The sequence below is a fragment of the Rummeliibacillus pycnus genome, from assembly GCF_044359855.1.
GTDB classification, from domain to species: Bacteria; Bacillota; Bacilli; order Bacillales_A; family Planococcaceae; genus Rummeliibacillus; species Rummeliibacillus pycnus_A.
In genome coordinates this window covers 1146434-1165826 of sequence record NZ_CP132291.1, presented here as the reverse complement: position 1 = coordinate 1165826, position 19393 = coordinate 1146434, and the positions used below count along the sequence as shown (strand labels likewise).

Genomic DNA, 19393 nt, shown 5'->3' with positions numbered 1-19393 from the left:
AACAAAGGGTCAGACCGACTAGTCGGTACTACAAAATAGATGGGAAATTGAAAGGGGAATTAATCATGAATTTTGAATTAACGAAAGAACAGCAAATGATTCGTGATATGGTACGTGATTTTGCAAAGGCAGAAATTGAACCACATGCACGAGAACTTGATGAAACACATGCATTCAGAAAAGAAAGCTTTGACAAAATGGCTGATTTAGGACTTTTCGGTATTCCGTTCCCGGAACAGTACGGTGGCTCAGGAGGAGATACCATTTCTTACGCGCTAGCTGTTGAAGAAATTGGTCGTGCTTGTGGTGGGACAGGGTTAAGCTATGCAGCTGCAGTCAGTTTAGGGGCTACCCCTTTTTATAACTTTGGTACAGAGGAGCAAAAGCAAGAATTTTTAGTCCCAATGGCGCAAGGGAAGACGCTAGGATCATTTGGGTTAACTGAACCAAATGCCGGTTCTGATGCTGGTGGTACTAGAACTAAAGCGCACTTAGATGGTGACGAATGGATGATTAACGGAGAGAAATGTTGGATTACAAATGCTGAATATGCTCGCCAAGTCGTTGTAACAGCTGTGACAGGTCAAAATGAAAAAGGAAAAAATATTATTTCGGCCATTATTGTCCCAACTGACACTCCGGGAGTAACAATTCGCTCTGATTATAAAAAAATGGGTGTTCGTGCATCGAATACATGTGAAATCATTCTTGAGAATGTCCGTGTTCCAAAAGAAAACGTGCTTGGTGATGAGAAAAAAGGATTTGGTCAGTTTTTAAACACTTTAGATGGTGGACGTATTTCCATTGCAGCTCTATCCGTCGGGATAGCACAAGCAGCATTTGATAAAGCATTGGCTTACTCAAAAGAGCGCAAACAATTTGGTCAGTCTATTTCAAAATTCCAAGGGATTAGCTTTAAATTAGCCGATATGGCGATGGAAATTGAGTTAGCGCGCAATATGGTGATGAAGGCAGCTTGGTTAAAGGATCATGGAAAGCCATTTAAAAAAGAAGCCGCATTCGCAAAATTGTTTGCATCTGAAATGGGCTTTAGAACATGTAATCAAGCCATTCAAATTCATGGGGGATCCGGTTATATGGCGGAATACGATGTAGAACGTCATTTACGTGATATTAAGCTAATGGAAATTGGTGAAGGTACTTCTGAGATTCAACGGGTTGTCATTTCTCGTATTTTAGGATGTTAGTTCTTTGAAAAAGGAATCTATGGGAGGAATAGGTATGGCAGAACTAGTTTATCAAACGATTGGCGAGCTATTGGAGGAAAAAGTTGCATTGACTCCGGATAAAGAAGCACTTGTTTATGCGGATCGTAATTTTCGCATGACATATGCACAGTTTAACCATCATGTTGATGAGGTGGCAAAAGCCTTAATAGCAATCGGTCTAGAAAAAGGTGACCATTTTGCAGTTTGGACGACAAATGTACAAGAGTGGCCAGGATTACAATTTGGATCTGGGAAAATGGGAGCACCACTAGTGACAGTTAATACAAATTACCGTACTTCAGAGTTAGAGTATTTATTGAAGCAATCTGATTCACGTGCAATTGTATTAATTGATCAGTTACGGGACTACTCATTTATCGAAACACTTTACGAAATATGTCCAGAGCTAAAAACAAGTAAGCCTGGACAACTTGAAAGTGCTCGTTTACCACTCTTGAAAACCGTTGTCGTAATAAGTGATAAACACTATCCTGGTACGTTTAGCTATGAAGAATTTTTAGCAAATGGTCAAATGATTTCGGATGAACAACTTTCAGACCGTAAAAAATCCCTATCCTACGAAGATGTCATTAATATTCAATATACATCCGGTACAACAGGCTTCCCAAAAGGTGTAATGTTACGTCATTCTAATCTAATCAATAATGCGATTAATATTGCGGAGTGTATGAAACTTACACAGGATGATAAGCTTTGTATTCCAGTACCATTTTTCCATTGCTTTGGATGTGTGATTGGTACATTAGCGATTGTCTCTGCTGGTGGAACGATGGTGCCAGTGCAGGAATTCCACGCAGAAAAAGTATTACGTACTGTTGAAAAGGAAAAATGTACAGCACTTCACGGTGTACCAACGATGTTTATAAATGAGTTGAATTTACCGAATATTCAAGAATTCGATCTATCTTCTTTACGTACGGGCGTAATGGCCGGATCCAACTGCCCGGTTGAAGTAATGAAAGATGTCATTCATATTATGGGAATGAAAGATATTACGATATGTTATGGACAAACTGAATCCTCACCTGTATTAACACAAACAAGAACAGAGGATCCTCTTAATTTAAAGGTGGAAACAGTTGGTCGTGCTTTACCAAATGTTGAAGTGAAAATTACAGAGCCTGGTACAAATACTGAACTTCCTCGAGGTGAGCAAGGTGAAATTTGTGCCCGCGGTTATGTTGTCATGAAGGGTTATTATAAAAACCCGGATGCTACAAGAGAAGCAATTGATGAAGATAATTGGTTGCATACAGGAGATCTTGGGACCATGGATGAAGAGGGATATGTACGAGTAACTGGGAGACTCAAAGATATGTTCATCCGTGGAGGCGAAAACATTTATCCACGTGAGATTGAAGAGTTTTTATACCAACATCCTAAAGTACTAGATATACAGGTTGCTGGTGTACCAGATGAGAAGTACGGGGAAGAAGCAGCTGCATGGATCATTTTAAAGGACGGTCAAACAGCAACTGAAGAAGAGATTCGAGCATTTTGTGATGGTGAAATTTCTCGTCATAAAATACCTCGTTATATTTACTTCGTCGACCATTATCCAATGACAGCATCAGGAAAAATCCAAAAGTTTAAGCTACGAGAACAATTTCAAGGATTTACAAAATCCCTAAAATGAGGAGGTTTCGCTATGTTTAAAAAAGTGCTCATTGCAAATCGAGCTGAGATTGCAAGAAGGATTATCCGAACGTGTGAAAAACTCGGAATTGAAACTGTTGCAGTTTATTCTGAAGCTGATGAAAATAGTTTGTATGTAAAAGAGGCAACAGAAAGCTACTGTATCGGGAAGCCACCCGTATCACATAGTTATTTAAATATAGAAGCAATTCTTGATGTGGCAAAAAAGACTGGAGCCGAAGCGATTCATCCAGGTTATGGATTATTATCTGAAAATGCCACATTTGCAAAGCAAGTAGAGGAAGCGGGGCTCATATTTATTGGTCCTAAATCCAAAGTTATTGAGGCAATGGGGAGTAAGTTAGAAGCGCGCAGAACAATGGCAGCAGTTGGCGTACCCATTGTACAAGGTGTTAATGAACCGATTGCAGATACAGACGAAGCAGCGAAAATCGCCCATGAAATTGGTTATCCCGTTATGTTAAAAGCCTCAGCCGGTGGTGGTGGAATTGGGATGCAACTCGTCCGTGATGAAGTTGAACTTCGCAACGCATTTGAAGGAAACCAAAAACGTGCACAAAGCTTTTTTGGAGATGGCACGATGTTTATCGAAAAATTTATTGCCGATCCACATCATGTAGAGGTGCAAATTTTAGCAGATCACTATGGACATATTATTCCAGTTTTTGAAAGGGAATGTTCCATTCAGCGTCGAAATCAAAAAGTTGTAGAGGAAGCACCTTCACCGTTTATTTCACAGGAAACTCGTGAAAAAATGCTTGATGCAGCAGTGAATGCAGCGAAAACAATTGGCTATACGAATGCAGGAACGATTGAATTTTTAGTAGACGGTGCGCAAAACTTCTATTTTCTAGAAATGAACACAAGATTACAAGTCGAGCACCCTGTTACAGAAGAAATTTCAGGACTCGATTTAGTAGAAGAGCAATTAAAAATTGCAAATGATGAAATTTTAACGATTTCTAGACAAGATTTAAAGAAAAATGGTCATGCGATCGAAGTACGAATTTATGCAGAGCATCCGGTTACATTTTTCCCTTCACCAGGAAAGATTACAAAGCTAGTGTTACCAACAGGCGATGGCATTCGCCATGAAGTGGCAGTCGAAACAGGTAGCGTAGTTACTCCATTTTATGATCCAATGATTGCCAAACTGATCGTACGGGCTCCGACTAGGAAAGAGGCTTGTGAAAGATTAATAGATGCACTATCTAACTATATCATCGAAGGGATTCAAACGAATATCCCGATGCTATTAGATGTTGTAAAGCACGAACAGTTTAAAAGTGGCGTAACAACGACGAAATTTGTAGAGCAATATTATTTACCGGAAAACTCAACAATTTGAAAATAAAGATGAAATGGGGGCACATCAAATTAGTGCCATTTATAGATAATATTTTTAAAAGTGGAGGGATAATATATGACAATAGTAAAAGCAAGTATGGCGGGTACTGTTTGGAAAATTCTTGTTGTTGAAGGGGATCAAGTAGAAGCTGGGCAAGATGTTGTGATTTTAGAATCTATGAAAATGGAAATTCCAATTGCAGCAGAAGAGGCAGGAACAGTCAAGCGAGTGATTGCAGCAGAAGGCGATTTCATTAATGTGGATGATGATTTAGTGGAGATTGAGTAATGATAGCACTTCCAATGAGCGTTCAAATTAAAGAAGTTGGTCCACGTGACGGTCTGCAAAACGAAAAAAGTTTCATCGAAACAACAGACAAAATTGCTTTTATTGATCGCTTAAGTGAAACAGGGCTCGATTACATAGAGGTAACGAGCTTTGTTCATCCTAAATGGATTCCGCAATTAGCGGATGCAGTTGAGGTGTTAAAGGCTATAAAGCGACAAAAGGATATTACATATGCTGCACTTGTGCCAAATCGTAAAGGTTTGGAGCGAGCTTTAGAAACTGGTGTAGATGAAGTAAGTGTCTTTATGTCAGCTAGTGAGGGACATAATAAAGCGAATATCAATAAAACCATTGATGAAACATTTCCTGTTTTAAAGGAAGTAGTAGAAGGTGCATTATCTGCGGGTAAGACAGTACGTGGTTATATTTCAACGGTGATTGGTTGCCCGTACGATGGTTATGTAAAACCTACTCAAGTGGTAAAAGTGGCTGAAAGGCTATTTGATATGGGGATTACGGAAATTTCCCTTGGAGATACAATTGGCGTTGGCGTACCAACACAAGTCGATTCCCTTCTAGCCGAGATGCTACAGCATTTTAAGGTCAATCAATTAGCCATGCATTTTCATGATACACGAGGAACTGCATTAGCGAATGTGATGACAAGTCTATCACACGGGATTACAAAGTTTGATAGTGCTATTGGAGGATTAGGTGGCTGTCCATATGCAAAAGGTGCATCGGGTAATGTAGCGACAGAAGATTTGTTGTATTTACTTCATGGGATGGGCATTGAAACAGGGATCAGTCTAGATAAAATTCAGCAAACAGCTTTATTGATAGAACAAAAGCTTGGAAAAAGATTAGATTCAAAGCTAGTGGCAGTTGCACGAGGGGAGGAACATTGATGTTACAGTTCGTACAACTAGATATTGACCAAGGTGTCGCCATATTAACATTATCAAGAGCTGAAGCGGCGAATGCATTATCTGTTCAAATGTTAAAGGAGATTAAAGAAGCACTTGATACGATTCAATACCATCATGATGTTCGCGTCGTAATTGTCACAGGACAAGGGGAAAAGGCTTTTTGTGCTGGTGCAGATTTAAAGGAACGAAACGGAATGACTGAAATAGAAGTAAGAAAAACCGTTGCAATGATTGGGCAAACTGTAAATGTTTTTGAATCATTAGCCCAACCAGTCATTGCGGCCATCAATGGTGTCGCGTTTGGTGGAGGATTAGAATTAGCACTAGCCTGCGATATTCGTATAGCAAGTAGCAAAGCAAAACTTGGTCTTACAGAAGCTTCTCTTGGCATTATTCCAGGCGCTGGAGGTACGCAGCGACTCCCAAGATTAATCGGTATTGGTAAAGCAAAAGAGCTGATATATACAGCGCGTCGTTTATCTGCTATAGAAGCTAAGGAATATGGGATTGTTGAACACGTTGTAGAGCCTGAAGAGCTGCTTATAAAAGCAAAAGAACTTGCAAGTGAAATGGCAAAAAATGCACCATTATCTCTTGTTCAGGCGAAGACAGCGATAAATCAAGGTATGCAAACCGATATTTCAACAGCACTGCAAATTGAATCTTTAGCTTATAGTCGTTTGCTCCATACAGAGGACAGACTTGAGGGTCTTAATGCTTTTAAGGAAAAACGAACACCAGTTTATCAGGGGAAATAAAAGGGGGATGGGAGAAATGGCAGAATTAACAACTGAAAACAAACATGCTCAACTAAAAGATACAATTCTTAAAGGTGGCAAAGCAAAATATCACGAAAAAAATAAGGAGCAAGGTAAACTTTTTGTTCGTGAACGATTAGCGCTTTTATTTGATGAGGGGTTACTCGTGGAAGATGGAACGTTTGCCAATATACTTGCTGGAGATTTACCAGCAGATGGCGTTGTTACAGGGATTGGGAAAATTCATGGTCGTACAGTATGTGTAATGGCAAATGATTCAACCATAAAAGCAGGATCTTGGGGAGCACGTACAGTAGAAAAAATCATTCGCATTCAAGAAACGGCTGAAAAGCTTGGGGTTCCGTTATTTTATTTAGTTGATTCTGCTGGTGCACGCATTACCGACCAAATAGACATGTTCCCAGGTCGTCGTGGTGCGGGACGTATTTTCTACAATCAAGTAAAATTATCAGGACGAATTCCACAAATCTGTTTACTATTTGGCCCATCTGCTGCAGGTGGAGCCTATATACCAGCATTTTGTGATGTCGTTGTTATGGTAGAGGGCAATGCATCTATGTATTTAGGCTCTCCTCGAATGGCTGAAATGGTAATTGGGGAGAAGGTAGACCTTGAGACAATGGGTGGCGCTAAGATGCATTGTTCTATATCAGGGTGTGGAGATGTTTTAGCAAAGACAGAACAAGAAGCAATTGCTTATGCACGTCAGTATATCAGTTATTTTCCAGACAATTTCAAAAATAAGCCAACAATAGAACAACCTAAATTGCCCGCTACATTTGAAAAATCGATTGCAGAATTGATTCCAGAAAATCAAAATGTTCCATTTAATATGTACGATTTAATCAATCGGTTTATTGATGAAGAGTCATTTTGTGAAGTAAAAAAATTATTTGCTGCGGAGATTATTACTGGATTCGCACGGGTTAATGGGCAATCTGTTGGAATCATTGCAAACCAACCACGTGTAAAAGGTGGTGTGCTGTTCCATGATTCAGCTGATAAAGCAGCTAAGTTTATAAGTCTTTGTGATGCCTTCCATATTCCTTTAATTTTCCTAGCAGATGTGCCAGGCTTTATGATTGGTACGCAGGTAGAGAGAATGGGTATCATTCGTCACGGGGCGAAGATGATTTTTGCGATGAGTGAAGCAACTGTTCCTAAAATTACAGTGATTGTACGTAAGGCATATGGTGCAGGATTATATGCGATGGCAGGTCCAGCATTTGAACCGGATGTTTGTATTGCATTAACATGCGCCCAAATTGCTGTTATGGGTCCGGAAGCAGCAGTCAATGCAGTTTATGCAAATAAAATTGCGCAGTTGCCAAAAGAAGAGCAAGCATCATTCATTGAGGCACGTCGCAATGAATACCGCGAGGAAATTGATGTGTACCGATTAGCATCTGAGTTAATTATTGATGATGTTATTGAGCCAAATGAGCTTCGGAAAACATTAGAGACAAGGTTAGAGGCTTATCGATCAAAGGAACTTACATTTACAGATCGTAAGCATGGGGTTAGTCCAGTCTAAGGCTTGTTTAAAGCTTAATTAAATCTACTTAATGTAAACAGGCGAAATGCTCATAAAAAAGCATTTCGCCTATTTTGTTCGATATAGAGCTTTCCAAATTTGTCTATAATTCTTTGGCTAAATATACCTTCCGTATTTTCCTAGTAACTCTTTTGTTTTCTGTTTTCCAAGTATTTTTTCAATTTCTTTCATTACATGATCGGGTATACCAGTTAATACCCATTGGATCGAAAACGATGAAAGAAGTGGGCGGAGTTTTTGTATTTCTTTTTTCGAAAGTGGAATCTGATAAGTTTTGGCATACTCAGCAAGCTCCTTATCTGATTTGCGATTAATTTCACTTAATAGAGCTAGGTAATCCATTTACTCATCCTCTCAGGTAATTGTCCTTTACAAAGCGTAGGTAATCTATTATACTAAGTTTTTGTAAATCGTAATGATTATGAATTAGAAAGAAGCGAAGTATATGGCACAACAGCCGTTAATTGAATTACAAGATGTTTCATTCCAATATGAATATACGCAAGTGTTAAACAATATTACTTTATCTGTTCGAGAAGGTGATTTTTTAGCGTTACTTGGCCCCAATGGCTCTGGAAAATCTACATTGCTGAAGATAATTTTAGGTCTATTAAAACCTACAAAGGGCACTGTTAAGTTGTTTGGCGAACCTAGTTCAACTTTTAAACAAAGAGAGTGGATTGGCTATGTTTCTCAAAAATCCAATTCATTTAATTCAGGATTCCCTGCCACTGTAAAAGAGGTTGTAGCGAGTGGGCTTACTAAAAAAATCGGCCTATTCAAAAGACATTTACCAAAACAGCAAGCACGTGTGATGGAGTCCTTACAAGCTGTTGGTATGGAGCAGTTTGCGAATCGTAATATTGGTGAACTTTCAGGTGGTCAGCAACAACGTGTTTTTATCGCTAGAGCACTAGTCGCAGAACCAAAATTGCTTATTTTAGATGAACCAACCGTCGGAATTGACCACGAAAATGTGCAGTCATTCTATGATATGCTTACTGAACTGAATGAGCAACTTCATATGACCATGATTTTGGTGACACATGATGTGGATACAGTATCCAATACGATTAGCCATGTGGCTTGTTTAAATCAAAAAATCCACTTTCATGGCTATAAAGATGATTATGATTCCTTATCTGATGATCAATTAAATGCATGGTATGGCCATGCAGTACGTAAAATTCATCATAACAATAAGGAGAAACAAAGATGATCGAATCTATATTACATTATGACTTTTTGCAGAATGCCTTTTTATCGGGAATTATCATAGGGGTTATCGCCCCATTATTGGGCGTTTTTATCGTTGTTCGCCGATTATCACTAATTGCTGATGCATTAAGCCATGTTACTTTAGCTGGAATTGCGGGTAGCTTATACTTAAGCCAAAGTGTTGCAGCATTCGCAACATTAAACCCTATTTATCTAGGAATTATTTCTGCGGTAGGGGGTTCTGTCTTAATTGAACGGCTCCGCAGTTTATATAAACATTTTGAAGAATTGGCGATTCCAATTATCATGTCTGCTGGTCTTGGTTTGAGTGCAATTTTCATCTCATTAGCGCAAGGTTTTAGTACCGATTTATTTAGCTATTTATTCGGTTCAGTTTCAGCAGTTAGTAGACAAGATATGTGGATTGTACTTGGAATTGCTGTATTAGTGATAACATTTATTAGTCTTTTTTACAAAGAACTATTCGTTTTATCATTTGATGAAGAATATGCAAAGGCAAGTGGGCTACCAGCCAAAACAGTCCATTTAATGTTTATGGTAATGACAGCACTTGTGATTGCTGCAAGTATGCGAATTGTAGGTATCTTACTTGTATCATCTTTAATCACATTACCAGTAGCTGCAAGCATTCGAATCGCTAAAGGATTTAAACAAACTATTTTCTTTGCCATTCTATTTGGAGAATTAGCAGTAATTATTGGGTTAATTGCTGGATTCTATTTGAATTTGGCACCGGGTGGTACGATCGTAGTAACATCAATTTTAATATTATTACTTGTTATTATTGGAAAGAAAATTGTGATGGCAATACGCGCAAAAGATTGAAGGGAGTACTAGGGTAATGAATTTGACAAAAGCATGGGAAATTTTAAAAGATAGCGGCTTTAAAAAAACAGATAAACGTGAACAAATTTTAGAAATGTTCGAAGCAACGGAGAAATATTTAACTGCCCGCGACTTACTTGCTGTGATGAAAAAAGACTACCCCGGTATGAGCTATGATACAATCTATCGCAATTTAGCCACATTTGTAGATTTAGGTATACTGGAAGAAACCGAGTTATCAGGTGAACGTCACTTCCGTATGCAATGTGAAACCGAGCATCACCATCATCACTTCATCTGTATGGAATGCGGTAATATCAAAGAAATTCACCTTTGCCCAATGGACATGCTCCACGAACAACTTCCGGAGTATGAGATTGAGGATCATAAGTTTGAAATTTATGGAAAATGCCCAGAATGTATAGAGAAAAGCCTGTCATAGCAACGTTTGACAGGCTTTTTACTTTGGATGGTAAACCTCTTAACTTTTTGTGTTTTTAAAAACAGTAAGTATGTCCGCTTTAACCTTAATGCCTTTCTTTTTAGCTTCATTATAGAGTTGTTCAGTTATTTTAGCTCTTTTTTTAAGTTTAGGCTTGCAGCTGAGATAAGTTTTAAATAACTATTGAATATTCTGAAGAAATGGTCGAATTATAAAATCCTTTTTAATCGAATAAGCTTATGCTAAGTAAAGTGTTACTAAGTCAACAATTATTGTTGACTTTTTTATTTAATTCTAGACATTACAGATGAACTAGATGATTACAAATTTAAAAAACAAAGAAAAAGTTAACAATTTTCTATTTATTTGATATATGAAAGTTCTAAATAAGCTTTTAAGGTATTATTATGTCCTGAAATTTAAAAAATTAATTAGAATAATTAATCGAATTATATTCAAACTAAGTTCAATCTGATGAAGGTTTTTGCCATCAAAAAACAAGTAGTTAACTCATAATTGATTAACTTAGCACTAACAGTAATTTCTTACATTGTAGGAGAATTGTATATATTCCCGAAATCATGAAATCGCAAAGATATTAGAAGAAATACAATTACGTAATTTTTGGATGCAATTTTAGCTTTTGTAATAATTTATTTTGAAGGAGTGCTTTTAAATGATTATAATAACACTGACATTCTTGGTTCAGCTTTTGCTTCGGCTCTGGTAATTGGGGATCTCTGCTCCGGTAGATGCTTACATCGCGGATGGGGAGCCAAGAAGGTTCATTGAAGTGGCTGTAAATACAAGAAAAACAAAAGGTAACGAGAGTGCATTCCTCTCGAAACCTTTTGTCGACAATCTAAGTTCGTCTAGATAAATAGACGAACTTTTTATTACTACTCAAATGCTAATTCTCAAATGGAAATTCAATTAAATAACCTAATCGAATATCACATTCTTTTAGTACTGGTATTGATAAAATGACAATTGCTGAAATCACAAGGCAATTGATCAACATTTTAGTTAAAAGATCTTTCCGTGAAGTTTTAAAAAAGCTCAAAATATATTGAATAAAGAAGAGGAAAATAAAACAGTTTGCAAAGAGATTGATAATATATTGCCAATCCATTATTTTTCACCGCTCTCCTTGATATTGAATAATTTACTACACCAACATTATACAAGAGCTTTAGCATTTATAGTAGTTTAACTGCTCAAAAATGCAAAACAATAAGATTATTACATCGCAGCATAATTGATAAAGTTGTGACAATAAGGTTTGCCAATCTTGTTACAACTTGATGATCATTAAACGTATTCTTTTTTTTACAAGTATAATGTTAAAAGGGGAATTTATTGTAGGAAAAAGGAGAGTTTTGCTATGAAATTTTTGAAAACTTTATTATTATTAATAGCGTTGGTAATTGGCTTAGTAGGTTGTGATAATAGTAGCTCCAAAGCGAATACGAGAGAGATTATTATTCCTAAATCTGAATTTTATCAATATCTATACATTCAAAGTGTTAATGATCGAGGGGTTTCGACGAAAGAAACTGGGAAATTAATCAAAGCCCCTGCAACAGTGCAGGATTTTATACGACTTGTAAATCGTTCTGTTGTTATGGTGCCAAAAACGGAAAAGCAAGCAGAGGTTGTTAAGCAATTGGACAAACAAGGTAGCTATATTATAGCTCTTGGTGATACCAAGTCTATGGATAAGCTTACTTATAAAATTTATATGCTAAAAGATGGTACAATTTTCTTCCAAGATACGATGAAAAAAGAAATGACATATATGACAGTCAAAAAAGAACCTGAAAAATTAGAAAAAGCAAAGAAATTGTTAGATATTAATTTTTAAAATCATACAAAAAAGCGAAAGAACACAATTATGTGATCTTTCGCTTTTTCTTATAATCTATTATATACCGAATTCTTTTTTTACCCAATGTTCGGCTTCTACCCAGTTGTTTATGCGAATAACACCATTTGGGATTGGTTCACGATTGTATGGGGCATCAAATAGCAAAACGGGTATATCTAATTCTTCATGGAGATGAACAGCATTATCGTGTTTATCCTCCATAAATAGTTGTACTCCGTATTTACGTCCAGCTATCACTTTATCTGTTGGACCGACTATATCAATCTTATCGTAAGGTAATTGATTTGATTTAAACCATTGGTCTGTAACTTCACGAGAGTTTTCTTCACGAGCTGTTATATAGTTCAAGGCAACATTTGGATACCAACTAGATAAAATACGATGCGCATTTGATTGAACAGGAGGATTTTTGTAAATGTTAAGTTCTTCTTTTTTAAACCAATCAAAGAAATCCTTTTTTTCAACAGAAAGGGCTTCTGTAAGGTCATATTTTATAATATCATCTAAAATCAAATTCGTTTTAAATGCATTATTGATATGAGGTAATAGGAACTCAGGTGTAGTGACTGTACCATCAATATCAATACCAAAACTATATTTCTTCGTCATTACAAAATCCCCCTAGATGCTAGTTTTGAGTGTTTGATGCTTTTTCTGCTTCTTGTTTTTTGTAATATTCTTCAGCAAGAATATCGATTTCTTTTTTCAATTCTTCAACCATTGTTTCTTCAGGTACTTTACGAACTGTTTTACCATGACGGAAAAGTAAACCTTCCCCGCGAGCACCAGCGATACCGATATCAGCTTCACGCGCTTCTCCAGGTCCGTTTACAGCACAACCAAGAACAGAAACTTTGATAGGGGCTTTAATTGTTTGTAAATATTCTTCTACTTCGTTTGCAATCGAGATTAAGTCAATTTCAATACGTCCGCAAGTAGGGCAAGAGATTAATGTAGGCATATTTGAAGCAAGACCGAATGATTTTAATAATTCTCTCGCTACTTTCACTTCTTCAACAGGGTCTGCGCTTAAAGATACACGTAATGTGTTACCTATACCTTTTGAAAGGATTGCACCTAGGCCGGCAGCGGATTTAATCGTACCAGAGAACAATGTACCAGATTCAGTAATTCCCAAGTGTAATGGGTAATCGAATGCACGAGAAGCTTTTTCATATGCTTCAATAGCAAGATTGATATCTGAAGCTTTCATAGATACGATAATATCATGGAAATCAAGATCTTCTAAAATTTTAATATGGTGTAATGCACTTTCAACCATACCATCAGCTGTTGGATAGCCGTATTTATCAAGGATTTTACGTTCAAGTGAACCAGCGTTAACGCCGATACGAATCGGTACTCCTTTTGCTTTTGCTGCATTTACAACAGCTTCTACTTTTTCTTTTCGTCCAATATTACCAGGGTTGATACGGATTTTATCCACGCCGGCATCAATTGCTTTTAAAGCTAGTTTATAGTCAAAGTGAATATCCGCTACAAGTGGGATATGGATGCGTTTTTTAATGTCTGCTAGAGCATCGGCTGCTCGTTCATCAGGACAAGCGACACGTACGATTTGGCAACCAGCTTCTTCTAAACGAAGAATTTCAGCAACTGTTGCTTCAACGTCATGTGTTTTAGTTGTTGTCATACTTTGGATGATTACTTCATTGCTTCCGCCGATCGTTAAATCACCTACACGGACTTTACGCGTTTTCGAGCGGTGCGTGATTTCATTCATGAAAACTCTCTCCTTCATAGGCTTCTATAAAAGCCTTCACTGTAAACTATTTTAGCAGTGTTTGAAAGGAAATGACAAGAAAGAAACATTAACTGCCTATTTCGTACATGAATCAGCATTTTTTGTCCGGAATGGTAAGATAACTTGTTCATTTGGTTTAAAGCTTTGTTTTAAAAGGTGCGGATTGAGCTTGTAAACAAGTTCAAGTCTTTCAGCGAAGGATATATCTTTTGCTGGATAAAGAGCAAATAATGATTCCCATGTATCGCCATCAGCTGTAGTGACAGTAATCGTTTGGATTTTATCTGTCTTCTCGCATTTCTGCTCCACCGTATAAAAATCAGCTTTTGAAATGGTTCCTTCTATTAAATCTACTTTTATAAAATAAGCACAAATTAAAATGATTAGTGCGGAAACTAGTATTCTCAAAAAAATCCCTCCCTTTTCCACTAATATATGAAAAAGAAAGAGATTCAGACCTCATTTTTGAGGTTGATTTGGATATTTTGTACAAGCAATTGTCAGATAAACAGCTGTAATGATGATCCCAACAGTTGAACATAAACGAGCATTAACGGGGAAGAAAACTAATAGCGTCGTGAAAATGGTCGATAAAGTGATAGCAATTGCAGTTGTTCGCCATAAATGGCGATATTCTCCACGTTTTTTCAGAAGCTTTAGAGTGCCGATCCCAACAAATGCATAAATACTAATTTGAACAAATAATGAAAATGAATTAATAAGAAATAACAGTATAAAAGCAAAGGGATATATTAACCATTTAATATCATTGATGAATTCTTTAAGTCCTTTAATTTGGCTCGTTTCAAGACCAACTCCAGTAAGGAACTGAATAAAAGAAATAATTGTAACGAATGTGACAAGTAATAATACATATTGAATAACTTTTCCAATGGGGAGCAGTCGGTATGCAGCTAGTTTTTTTGGATGAATGAGGCTGTCTTTGAATAACTGCCAATGTTTAATTTTCATATGTATAACCTCCATTTAGTATATTAACATGGAAATGAAGATGATACGAATAGGCAGCGTAACTAAATGTATACTTAATAAAAAAGAGCGTTAATCATTTGACGTATTTTAAATTTTAATGTGAAAATAAATAGTAGTGAAAAAAGGTAAATAAGGATAATAGAATTCTACATTAAAGGGGTTTGTTATGGAATATATTTCTTGGACACTTGTTATTTTAAGTTTTGTCGTTGCTTTTATCGGTTTAATCTATCCGATTATTCCATCTGTTTTATTTATTTTTTTAGGTTTTATTATTCATGGACTATTTCATGGATTTGGAGAATTTCCTTGGTGGTTCTGGGTTATAGAAGTGCTATTTACAATTCTTTTGTTTGGTGCTGATTCATTGGCGAATGCATTTGGAGTCAAGAAATTTGGTGGAAGTGAAGCTGGGATTTGGGGAAGTACAATTGGATTACTAGTGGGTCCATTTGTTATCCCGTTTGCTGGTATTTTAATTGGTCCTTTTATAGGTGCAGTTATTGGAGAATTATTATTTTCAAAGAGCTCCATTAAGCTCGCTTTAAAAACTGGAATTGGATCACTGGTTGGATTCTTAACATCAATAGTAACGAAGGGAATCGTCCAAATTGTGATGATTATTCTATTTATATTGGTTGTATGAAATGAGTAGAAGTTCAGTCAAAAGGCTGAAATTAAAAAATACAGTGAATAATATTTGAACGATTATCTAAATTTTGTTAACCTATGTGTTGTAGTTAATAATTACATTATTTCGAGGAGGAAATTTTATTATGGCATTTGAATTACCAAACTTACCTTATGCATTTGATGCATTAGAACCACATATTGACGCAAAAACTATGGAAATCCATCATGACAAACATCATGCTACATACGTAGCGGGCTTAAACGCTGCTCTAGAAGGTAAAGCAGAATTCGAAGGAAAATCAGTTGAAGAAGTAATTGCTAACTTAAACGCTGTTCCTGAAGAAGTTCGTACTGCTGTACGTAACAATGGTGGCGGCCACGCTAACCACTCATTATTCTGGGAATCATTAGCTGCTAACGCTGGTGGTACACCAACTGGTGAATTAGCTGCAGCAATCGATGCAAAATTCGGTAGCTTAGAAGCTTTCAAAGAACAATTCGCAGCAGCTGCTAAAACTCGCTTCGGTTCAGGCTGGGCTTGGTTATCATTAGCTAATGGTGAATTAGAAGTTTCTTCTACTCCAAACCAAGACTCTCCAATCATGGAAGGTAAAACACCATTACTTGGCCTTGATGTTTGGGAACATGCTTACTACTTAAACTACCAAAACCGTCGTCCTGACTACATTTCAGCATTCTGGAATGTTGTAAACTGGGACAAAGTTGCAGAACGTTTCGCTGCTGCAAAATAATCCAATAATAATGGAACAAAGCACACATCTTACGCGTCAGTAAGATGTGTGTTTTTTATTATAAATGAGGAACACGCTCGTGTACTCCTACAATCAAATATTCTGTTCCCGAAGAGGAGATTGTTACCGCTGAGGATAGGTTATTCGACCTCGAGGAGTTGGCGAGTGGAGCTGGAATTTGCTAAAGCGAAATCAGCTCGTTCATCCACATTTACATAGGCAAGAAACGTGCTAACTCCCTATGATTTTGGAAACATGCAATTATTCATTTTCAACCAATAGTTTTATGTTTTTTGTGTTGAAAAATGATATACTACTAATTGTGATTTGAGCGGAAAGGGGGCTAAATGCATGCGCAAAAAAAACAAAAATACAAAGAAACGTGCATCAAGTGTCAAAGCGAAACAGCGTGCAAATTTGTCTTTTCGTATGAATATACTTTTCTTCTCGATTTTTGTGCTATTTTCAATTCTTATTTTACGATTGGGTTACATGCAAATTGTAAAAGGTAGCGATTATGTTAGAGCATTACAGCAAACAGAAGAAGTAACAGTTAATACTAGTGTTCCAAGGGGACGAATTTATGATAGTCAAGGAAGAGTATTAGTCGATAATAAGCCGAAAAATGCGATTACGTATACAAAACTTCAATCGACAACGAGCGATGAAATGTTAAATACAGCAAGAAAATTAGCAACGCTCATTAAGATGGATACAAGTAAAATTGCATTACGAGATAAACAAGATTTTTGGATCAAGCTTCATAATAAAGAAGCTTATGCAAAGGTTTCGAAAAGTGAACAAGATGCGATTAATAAAAACCAAAAAATAGCTGCTACAGATAAGCAAGCTGAGATCGATAAATTAGTACGAGAACGTATTACAAAGTCAGAGCTGAAAAGTTTAACGAAAAAAGACTTACAAGTTTTAGCGATTTACAGCAAAATGGTAGCAGGGTACAACTTATCTCCACAAATCATTAAGAGTGATAATGTAACAGATAAAGAGTTTGCGGTTGTATCAGAACATTTAAATGACTTGCCAAATGTCAACACAACTACAGACTGGGCTCGTGTTAAAAACTCTGATCTAAGTATTCTTGGCTCTACAACATCTCCAGCTGAGGGTATTCCAAAAGATAAGTTAGACTATTATTTAGCACGTGGCTATTCACGAAATGACCGCGTTGGGAAAAGTTATCTTGAAGCCCAATATGAAGAACTACTTCAAGGTCAAAAAGCCGTAGTGAAAAACGAAACAAATGGTAAAGGTAAAGTAGTTGATACGAAATCAATCTATAATGGTGCGCCAGGGAAAGACTTGGTATTAACAATTGATAGTCAACTTCAAACTAAATTAGAAAAGCTTGTAGAACAACAATTGTTGGCTGCAAAAGCATCTGGCGCATCTAGTCTATTGGATCGAGCATTTCTTGTGATGATGAACCCGAATACCGGTGATGTGCTATCAATGGTTGGAAAAAAATTAGATACTGATAAAAATGGTCGAACAGTTGTAAATGATTATTCAATTGGTACTTTCACATCTGCCTATGAAGTAGGTTCTGTAGTAAAACCAGCAACTTTATTGACAGGTTATAAACTAAATGCTATAACTCCGGGTCAAGTCTTAGTTGACCAACCAATTAAACTTGCAGGTACGAAACCAAAATCATCTATCTTTAACCGTTCAGGGGCTATTCCAATGTCAGATTTAACGGCTATTGAACGATCTTCGAACTCTTATATGTTCCAAACAGCGATGAAGATTGCCGGTGTCAATTATGTACCAAATATGGCATTGCACGTAAAACCAAGTGATTTTACAAAAATTCGAAATTCCTATGCGCAATTTGGTTTAGGAGTTGATACTGGTATTGACTTACCTGGTGAATTCGCAGGCTTTAAAGGGGAAGAACTCCTTCCAGGTAAATTACTCGACTTAGCAATTGGGCAATTTGATACATTTACACCGCTTCAACTTGCTCAATATGTATCTACCATTGCCAATGGAGGAAAACGAATACAACCACATGTTGTAAAAGAAGTTCGCGAACCTTCAAAAGATGGTAAAAACCTTGGGCCATTAGTTGAAGAGGTTGGACCTACAGTATTGAATACAATCGATAACTCACAATATGAAATTGACCATGTGAAACAAGGGATGCATCAAGTTTACTTTGGTAGTCAAGGTTCTGCTGCTAAATATTTCAGAGATGCCAAATTTGATGCTGCTGGTAAAACAGGTACAGCTCAGGTAGTATATTATGGACCAAAAACAGCTGCATATGGGACTCAAACTTTGTCAATTACACATATTGGTTTTGCACCGTATAAAAATCCAGAAATTGCCTATGCGGTAGTCGTTCCATGGGTTACAACGACCGAAACTTACACAGCAATTAATAATATAATTGCTCGACAAGCAGTTGAAACTTATTTCGATTTACACAAGAAAGATTTAAAAACCAGTCAAGAAACTGTGAATCAAAAGATAACAAAAACACCATCTAAAGGTTCAACAAATACAGCACAATAAAATTTTCGTAAGAAACTATGAGTTTCTTCTATATTAAATAGAGCACAGTGATTATCAATCACTGTGTTTTTTATTCTTTTAATATATAGGCTATGCTTGTATGAAAATGAAACTTCTGATGTTGTAACAGAAAAAATCTCCAGCAGGAATAATAGAAGAAATAATGGCTATAATGAGCAATTTACATTACATTTACAAAACAATAATAATTAATAACATTAAATTTATATAACCTCAACATTCCGGCTTTATAGTGAGTATTGTAATAAATAAAACAATTCCTTTGGAAAGCAATCTTTCAAATTGCTACTTTATTCGAGTTAAAACATTAGGAATTTTGATTAATAGGAGTAATACCCAAGGGAGTGTTTTTGATTTCCTGGGCAATTTTTCTTCTTGATTCCTAAAAGGCTGATATTCACGCAGCTACTTTAATCGATTCTAATTGGTGTTGCACCAGTTTCACTTTTACTCGGTGCTGGCATAGCGTTTTATCTTGAAGAATATGCAAAA

General features: G+C 36.6%; 20 protein-coding genes. 14 read left to right on the top strand and 6 right to left on the bottom strand.

Annotation, left to right across the window (positions count from 1 at the left end; translation table 11 throughout):
• Positions 1 to 65: 65 nt before the first annotated feature.
• The 7 genes from Q8X41_RS05830 to Q8X41_RS05800 all read left to right on the top strand — a co-directional run bounded on the left by Q8X41_RS05830 (position 66) and on the right by Q8X41_RS05800 (position 7784).
• Positions 66 to 1208: an acyl-CoA dehydrogenase family protein gene (locus Q8X41_RS05830; RefSeq protein WP_397539313.1), complete on the top strand. Its 1143-nt coding sequence runs from the start codon at positions 66 to 68 to the stop codon at positions 1206 to 1208.
• A gap of 34 nt (positions 1209 to 1242) precedes the next feature.
• Positions 1243 to 2886 carry an AMP-binding protein gene (locus tag Q8X41_RS05825; RefSeq protein WP_397539312.1) on the top strand — a complete coding sequence of 548 codons (1644 nt, stop codon included), beginning with the start codon at positions 1243 to 1245 and terminating at the stop codon, positions 2884 to 2886.
• Between the two features lie 12 nt (positions 2887 to 2898).
• Positions 2899 to 4254 (top strand): acetyl-CoA carboxylase biotin carboxylase subunit, encoded by a 1356-nt coding sequence (locus tag Q8X41_RS05820; protein ID WP_397539311.1) that lies wholly within the window; start codon positions 2899 to 2901, stop codon positions 4252 to 4254.
• A gap of 75 nt (positions 4255 to 4329) precedes the next feature.
• A complete protein-coding gene (locus Q8X41_RS05815) occupies positions 4330 to 4542 on the top strand; it encodes an acetyl-CoA carboxylase biotin carboxyl carrier protein subunit (protein WP_397539310.1) in 213 nt (70 codons plus the stop codon).
• Positions 4542 to 5450, top strand: a complete 909-nt coding sequence (locus Q8X41_RS05810; RefSeq protein WP_397539309.1) for a hydroxymethylglutaryl-CoA lyase — start codon at positions 4542 to 4544, stop codon at positions 5448 to 5450. The genes Q8X41_RS05815 and Q8X41_RS05810 overlap by 1 nt, the downstream gene beginning before the upstream one ends.
• Positions 5450 to 6229: an enoyl-CoA hydratase gene (locus Q8X41_RS05805; RefSeq protein WP_397539308.1), complete on the top strand. Its 780-nt coding sequence runs from the start codon at positions 5450 to 5452 to the stop codon at positions 6227 to 6229. Before Q8X41_RS05810 ends, Q8X41_RS05805 begins: the two co-directional genes overlap by 1 nt.
• Before the next feature lie 16 nt (positions 6230 to 6245).
• Entirely contained in the window at positions 6246 to 7784 is a 1539-nt protein-coding gene (locus tag Q8X41_RS05800; protein ID WP_397539307.1) for an acyl-CoA carboxylase subunit beta, read from the top strand.
• Between the two features lie 117 nt (positions 7785 to 7901).
• On the opposite strand, the gene Q8X41_RS05795 is transcribed toward Q8X41_RS05800, so the two are convergent.
• Positions 7902 to 8147, bottom strand: coding sequence for a hypothetical protein (locus tag Q8X41_RS05795; RefSeq protein ID WP_397539306.1), 246 nt, complete (start codon positions 8145 to 8147; stop codon positions 7902 to 7904).
• 103 nt (positions 8148 to 8250) lie between these two features.
• On the opposite strand from Q8X41_RS05795, the gene Q8X41_RS05790 reads away from it, so the two are divergent.
• The 3 genes from Q8X41_RS05790 to Q8X41_RS05780 are packed head-to-tail and all read left to right on the top strand — an operon-like array spanning position 8251 to position 10311.
• Entirely contained in the window at positions 8251 to 9024 is a 774-nt protein-coding gene (locus Q8X41_RS05790) for a metal ABC transporter ATP-binding protein (RefSeq protein WP_397539305.1), read from the top strand.
• Positions 9021 to 9869 carry a metal ABC transporter permease gene (locus tag Q8X41_RS05785; protein WP_397539304.1) on the top strand — a complete coding sequence of 283 codons (849 nt, stop codon included), beginning with the start codon at positions 9021 to 9023 and terminating at the stop codon, positions 9867 to 9869. The genes Q8X41_RS05790 and Q8X41_RS05785 overlap by 4 nt, the downstream gene beginning before the upstream one ends.
• Before the next feature lie 16 nt (positions 9870 to 9885).
• Positions 9886 to 10311 carry a Fur family transcriptional regulator gene (locus Q8X41_RS05780; protein ID WP_397539303.1) on the top strand — a complete coding sequence of 142 codons (426 nt, stop codon included), beginning with the start codon at positions 9886 to 9888 and terminating at the stop codon, positions 10309 to 10311.
• Positions 10312 to 11221: 910 nt separating this feature from the next.
• Here Q8X41_RS05780 and Q8X41_RS05775 read toward each other — a convergent pair.
• The gene (locus tag Q8X41_RS05775; RefSeq protein ID WP_397539302.1) at positions 11222 to 11443 is read right to left on the bottom strand and encodes a hypothetical protein; all 222 of its coding nucleotides are present in this window, start codon (positions 11441 to 11443) and stop codon (positions 11222 to 11224) included.
• A gap of 252 nt (positions 11444 to 11695) precedes the next feature.
• Here Q8X41_RS05775 and Q8X41_RS05770 point away from each other — a divergent pair, with 252 nt between their 5' ends.
• The gene (locus Q8X41_RS05770) at positions 11696 to 12175 is read left to right on the top strand and encodes a hypothetical protein (RefSeq protein ID WP_397539301.1); all 480 of its coding nucleotides are present in this window, start codon (positions 11696 to 11698) and stop codon (positions 12173 to 12175) included.
• Positions 12176 to 12235: 60 nt separating this feature from the next.
• On the opposite strand, the gene Q8X41_RS05765 is transcribed toward Q8X41_RS05770, so the two are convergent.
• The 4 genes from Q8X41_RS05765 to Q8X41_RS05750 form a co-directional block, all read right to left on the bottom strand.
• Positions 12236 to 12808 (bottom strand): hypothetical protein, encoded by a 573-nt coding sequence (locus Q8X41_RS05765; protein WP_397539300.1) that lies wholly within the window; start codon positions 12806 to 12808, stop codon positions 12236 to 12238.
• Between the two features lie 19 nt (positions 12809 to 12827).
• Positions 12828 to 13943 carry a flavodoxin-dependent (E)-4-hydroxy-3-methylbut-2-enyl-diphosphate synthase gene (ispG, locus tag Q8X41_RS05760; protein WP_397539299.1) on the bottom strand — a complete coding sequence of 372 codons (1116 nt, stop codon included), beginning with the start codon at positions 13941 to 13943 and terminating at the stop codon, positions 12828 to 12830.
• Positions 13944 to 14039: 96 nt separating this feature from the next.
• Positions 14040 to 14372, bottom strand: coding sequence for a hypothetical protein (locus tag Q8X41_RS05755; RefSeq protein ID WP_397539298.1), 333 nt, complete (start codon positions 14370 to 14372; stop codon positions 14040 to 14042).
• Between the two features lie 51 nt (positions 14373 to 14423).
• Positions 14424 to 14936: a DUF1189 family protein gene (locus Q8X41_RS05750; protein ID WP_397539297.1), complete on the bottom strand. Its 513-nt coding sequence runs from the start codon at positions 14934 to 14936 to the stop codon at positions 14424 to 14426.
• Between the two features lie 187 nt (positions 14937 to 15123).
• Between Q8X41_RS05750 and Q8X41_RS05745 the strand changes: the two genes are divergently transcribed.
• From Q8X41_RS05745 to Q8X41_RS05735, 3 genes are all read left to right on the top strand, one after another.
• Positions 15124 to 15603 (top strand): DUF456 domain-containing protein, encoded by a 480-nt coding sequence (locus tag Q8X41_RS05745; RefSeq protein WP_397539296.1) that lies wholly within the window; start codon positions 15124 to 15126, stop codon positions 15601 to 15603.
• A 130-nt stretch (positions 15604 to 15733) separates the two neighbouring features.
• Positions 15734 to 16342 carry a superoxide dismutase gene (locus Q8X41_RS05740; RefSeq protein WP_397539295.1) on the top strand — a complete coding sequence of 203 codons (609 nt, stop codon included), beginning with the start codon at positions 15734 to 15736 and terminating at the stop codon, positions 16340 to 16342.
• Positions 16343 to 16693: 351 nt separating this feature from the next.
• Positions 16694 to 18880, top strand: a complete 2187-nt coding sequence (locus tag Q8X41_RS05735; RefSeq protein WP_397539294.1) for a peptidoglycan D,D-transpeptidase FtsI family protein — start codon at positions 16694 to 16696, stop codon at positions 18878 to 18880.
• The last annotated feature ends 513 nt before the right edge of the window (positions 18881 to 19393 follow it).

What these genes read in the sequence shown, in the direction of transcription:
- Q8X41_RS05830 (WP_397539313.1), top strand. Translation starts at nt 66, where the DNA reads ATGAATTTTGAATTAACGAAAGAACAGCAAATGATTCGTGATATGGTA.
- Q8X41_RS05825 (WP_397539312.1), top strand. Translation starts at nt 1,243, where the DNA reads ATGGCAGAACTAGTTTATCAAACGATTGGCGAGCTATTGGAGGAAAAA.
- Q8X41_RS05820 (WP_397539311.1), top strand. Translation starts at nt 2,899, where the DNA reads ATGTTTAAAAAAGTGCTCATTGCAAATCGAGCTGAGATTGCAAGAAGG.
- Q8X41_RS05815 (WP_397539310.1), top strand. Translation starts at nt 4,330, where the DNA reads ATGACAATAGTAAAAGCAAGTATGGCGGGTACTGTTTGGAAAATTCTT.
- Q8X41_RS05810 (WP_397539309.1), top strand. Translation starts at nt 4,542, where the DNA reads ATGATAGCACTTCCAATGAGCGTTCAAATTAAAGAAGTTGGTCCACGT.
- Q8X41_RS05805 (WP_397539308.1), top strand. Translation starts at nt 5,450, where the DNA reads ATGTTACAGTTCGTACAACTAGATATTGACCAAGGTGTCGCCATATTA.
- Q8X41_RS05800 (WP_397539307.1), top strand. Translation starts at nt 6,246, where the DNA reads ATGGCAGAATTAACAACTGAAAACAAACATGCTCAACTAAAAGATACA.
- Q8X41_RS05795 (WP_397539306.1), bottom strand. Translation starts at nt 8,147, where the DNA reads ATGGATTACCTAGCTCTATTAAGTGAAATTAATCGCAAATCAGATAAG.
- Q8X41_RS05790 (WP_397539305.1), top strand. Translation starts at nt 8,251, where the DNA reads ATGGCACAACAGCCGTTAATTGAATTACAAGATGTTTCATTCCAATAT.
- Q8X41_RS05785 (WP_397539304.1), top strand. Translation starts at nt 9,021, where the DNA reads ATGATCGAATCTATATTACATTATGACTTTTTGCAGAATGCCTTTTTA.
- Q8X41_RS05780 (WP_397539303.1), top strand. Translation starts at nt 9,886, where the DNA reads ATGAATTTGACAAAAGCATGGGAAATTTTAAAAGATAGCGGCTTTAAA.
- Q8X41_RS05775 (WP_397539302.1), bottom strand. Translation starts at nt 11,443, where the DNA reads ATGGATTGGCAATATATTATCAATCTCTTTGCAAACTGTTTTATTTTC.
- Q8X41_RS05770 (WP_397539301.1), top strand. Translation starts at nt 11,696, where the DNA reads ATGAAATTTTTGAAAACTTTATTATTATTAATAGCGTTGGTAATTGGC.
- Q8X41_RS05765 (WP_397539300.1), bottom strand. Translation starts at nt 12,808, where the DNA reads ATGACGAAGAAATATAGTTTTGGTATTGATATTGATGGTACAGTCACT.
- ispG (WP_397539299.1), bottom strand. Translation starts at nt 13,943, where the DNA reads ATGAATGAAATCACGCACCGCTCGAAAACGCGTAAAGTCCGTGTAGGT.
- Q8X41_RS05750 (WP_397539297.1), bottom strand. Translation starts at nt 14,936, where the DNA reads ATGAAAATTAAACATTGGCAGTTATTCAAAGACAGCCTCATTCATCCA.
- Q8X41_RS05745 (WP_397539296.1), top strand. Translation starts at nt 15,124, where the DNA reads ATGGAATATATTTCTTGGACACTTGTTATTTTAAGTTTTGTCGTTGCT.
- Q8X41_RS05740 (WP_397539295.1), top strand. Translation starts at nt 15,734, where the DNA reads ATGGCATTTGAATTACCAAACTTACCTTATGCATTTGATGCATTAGAA.
- Q8X41_RS05735 (WP_397539294.1), top strand. Translation starts at nt 16,694, where the DNA reads ATGCGCAAAAAAAACAAAAATACAAAGAAACGTGCATCAAGTGTCAAA.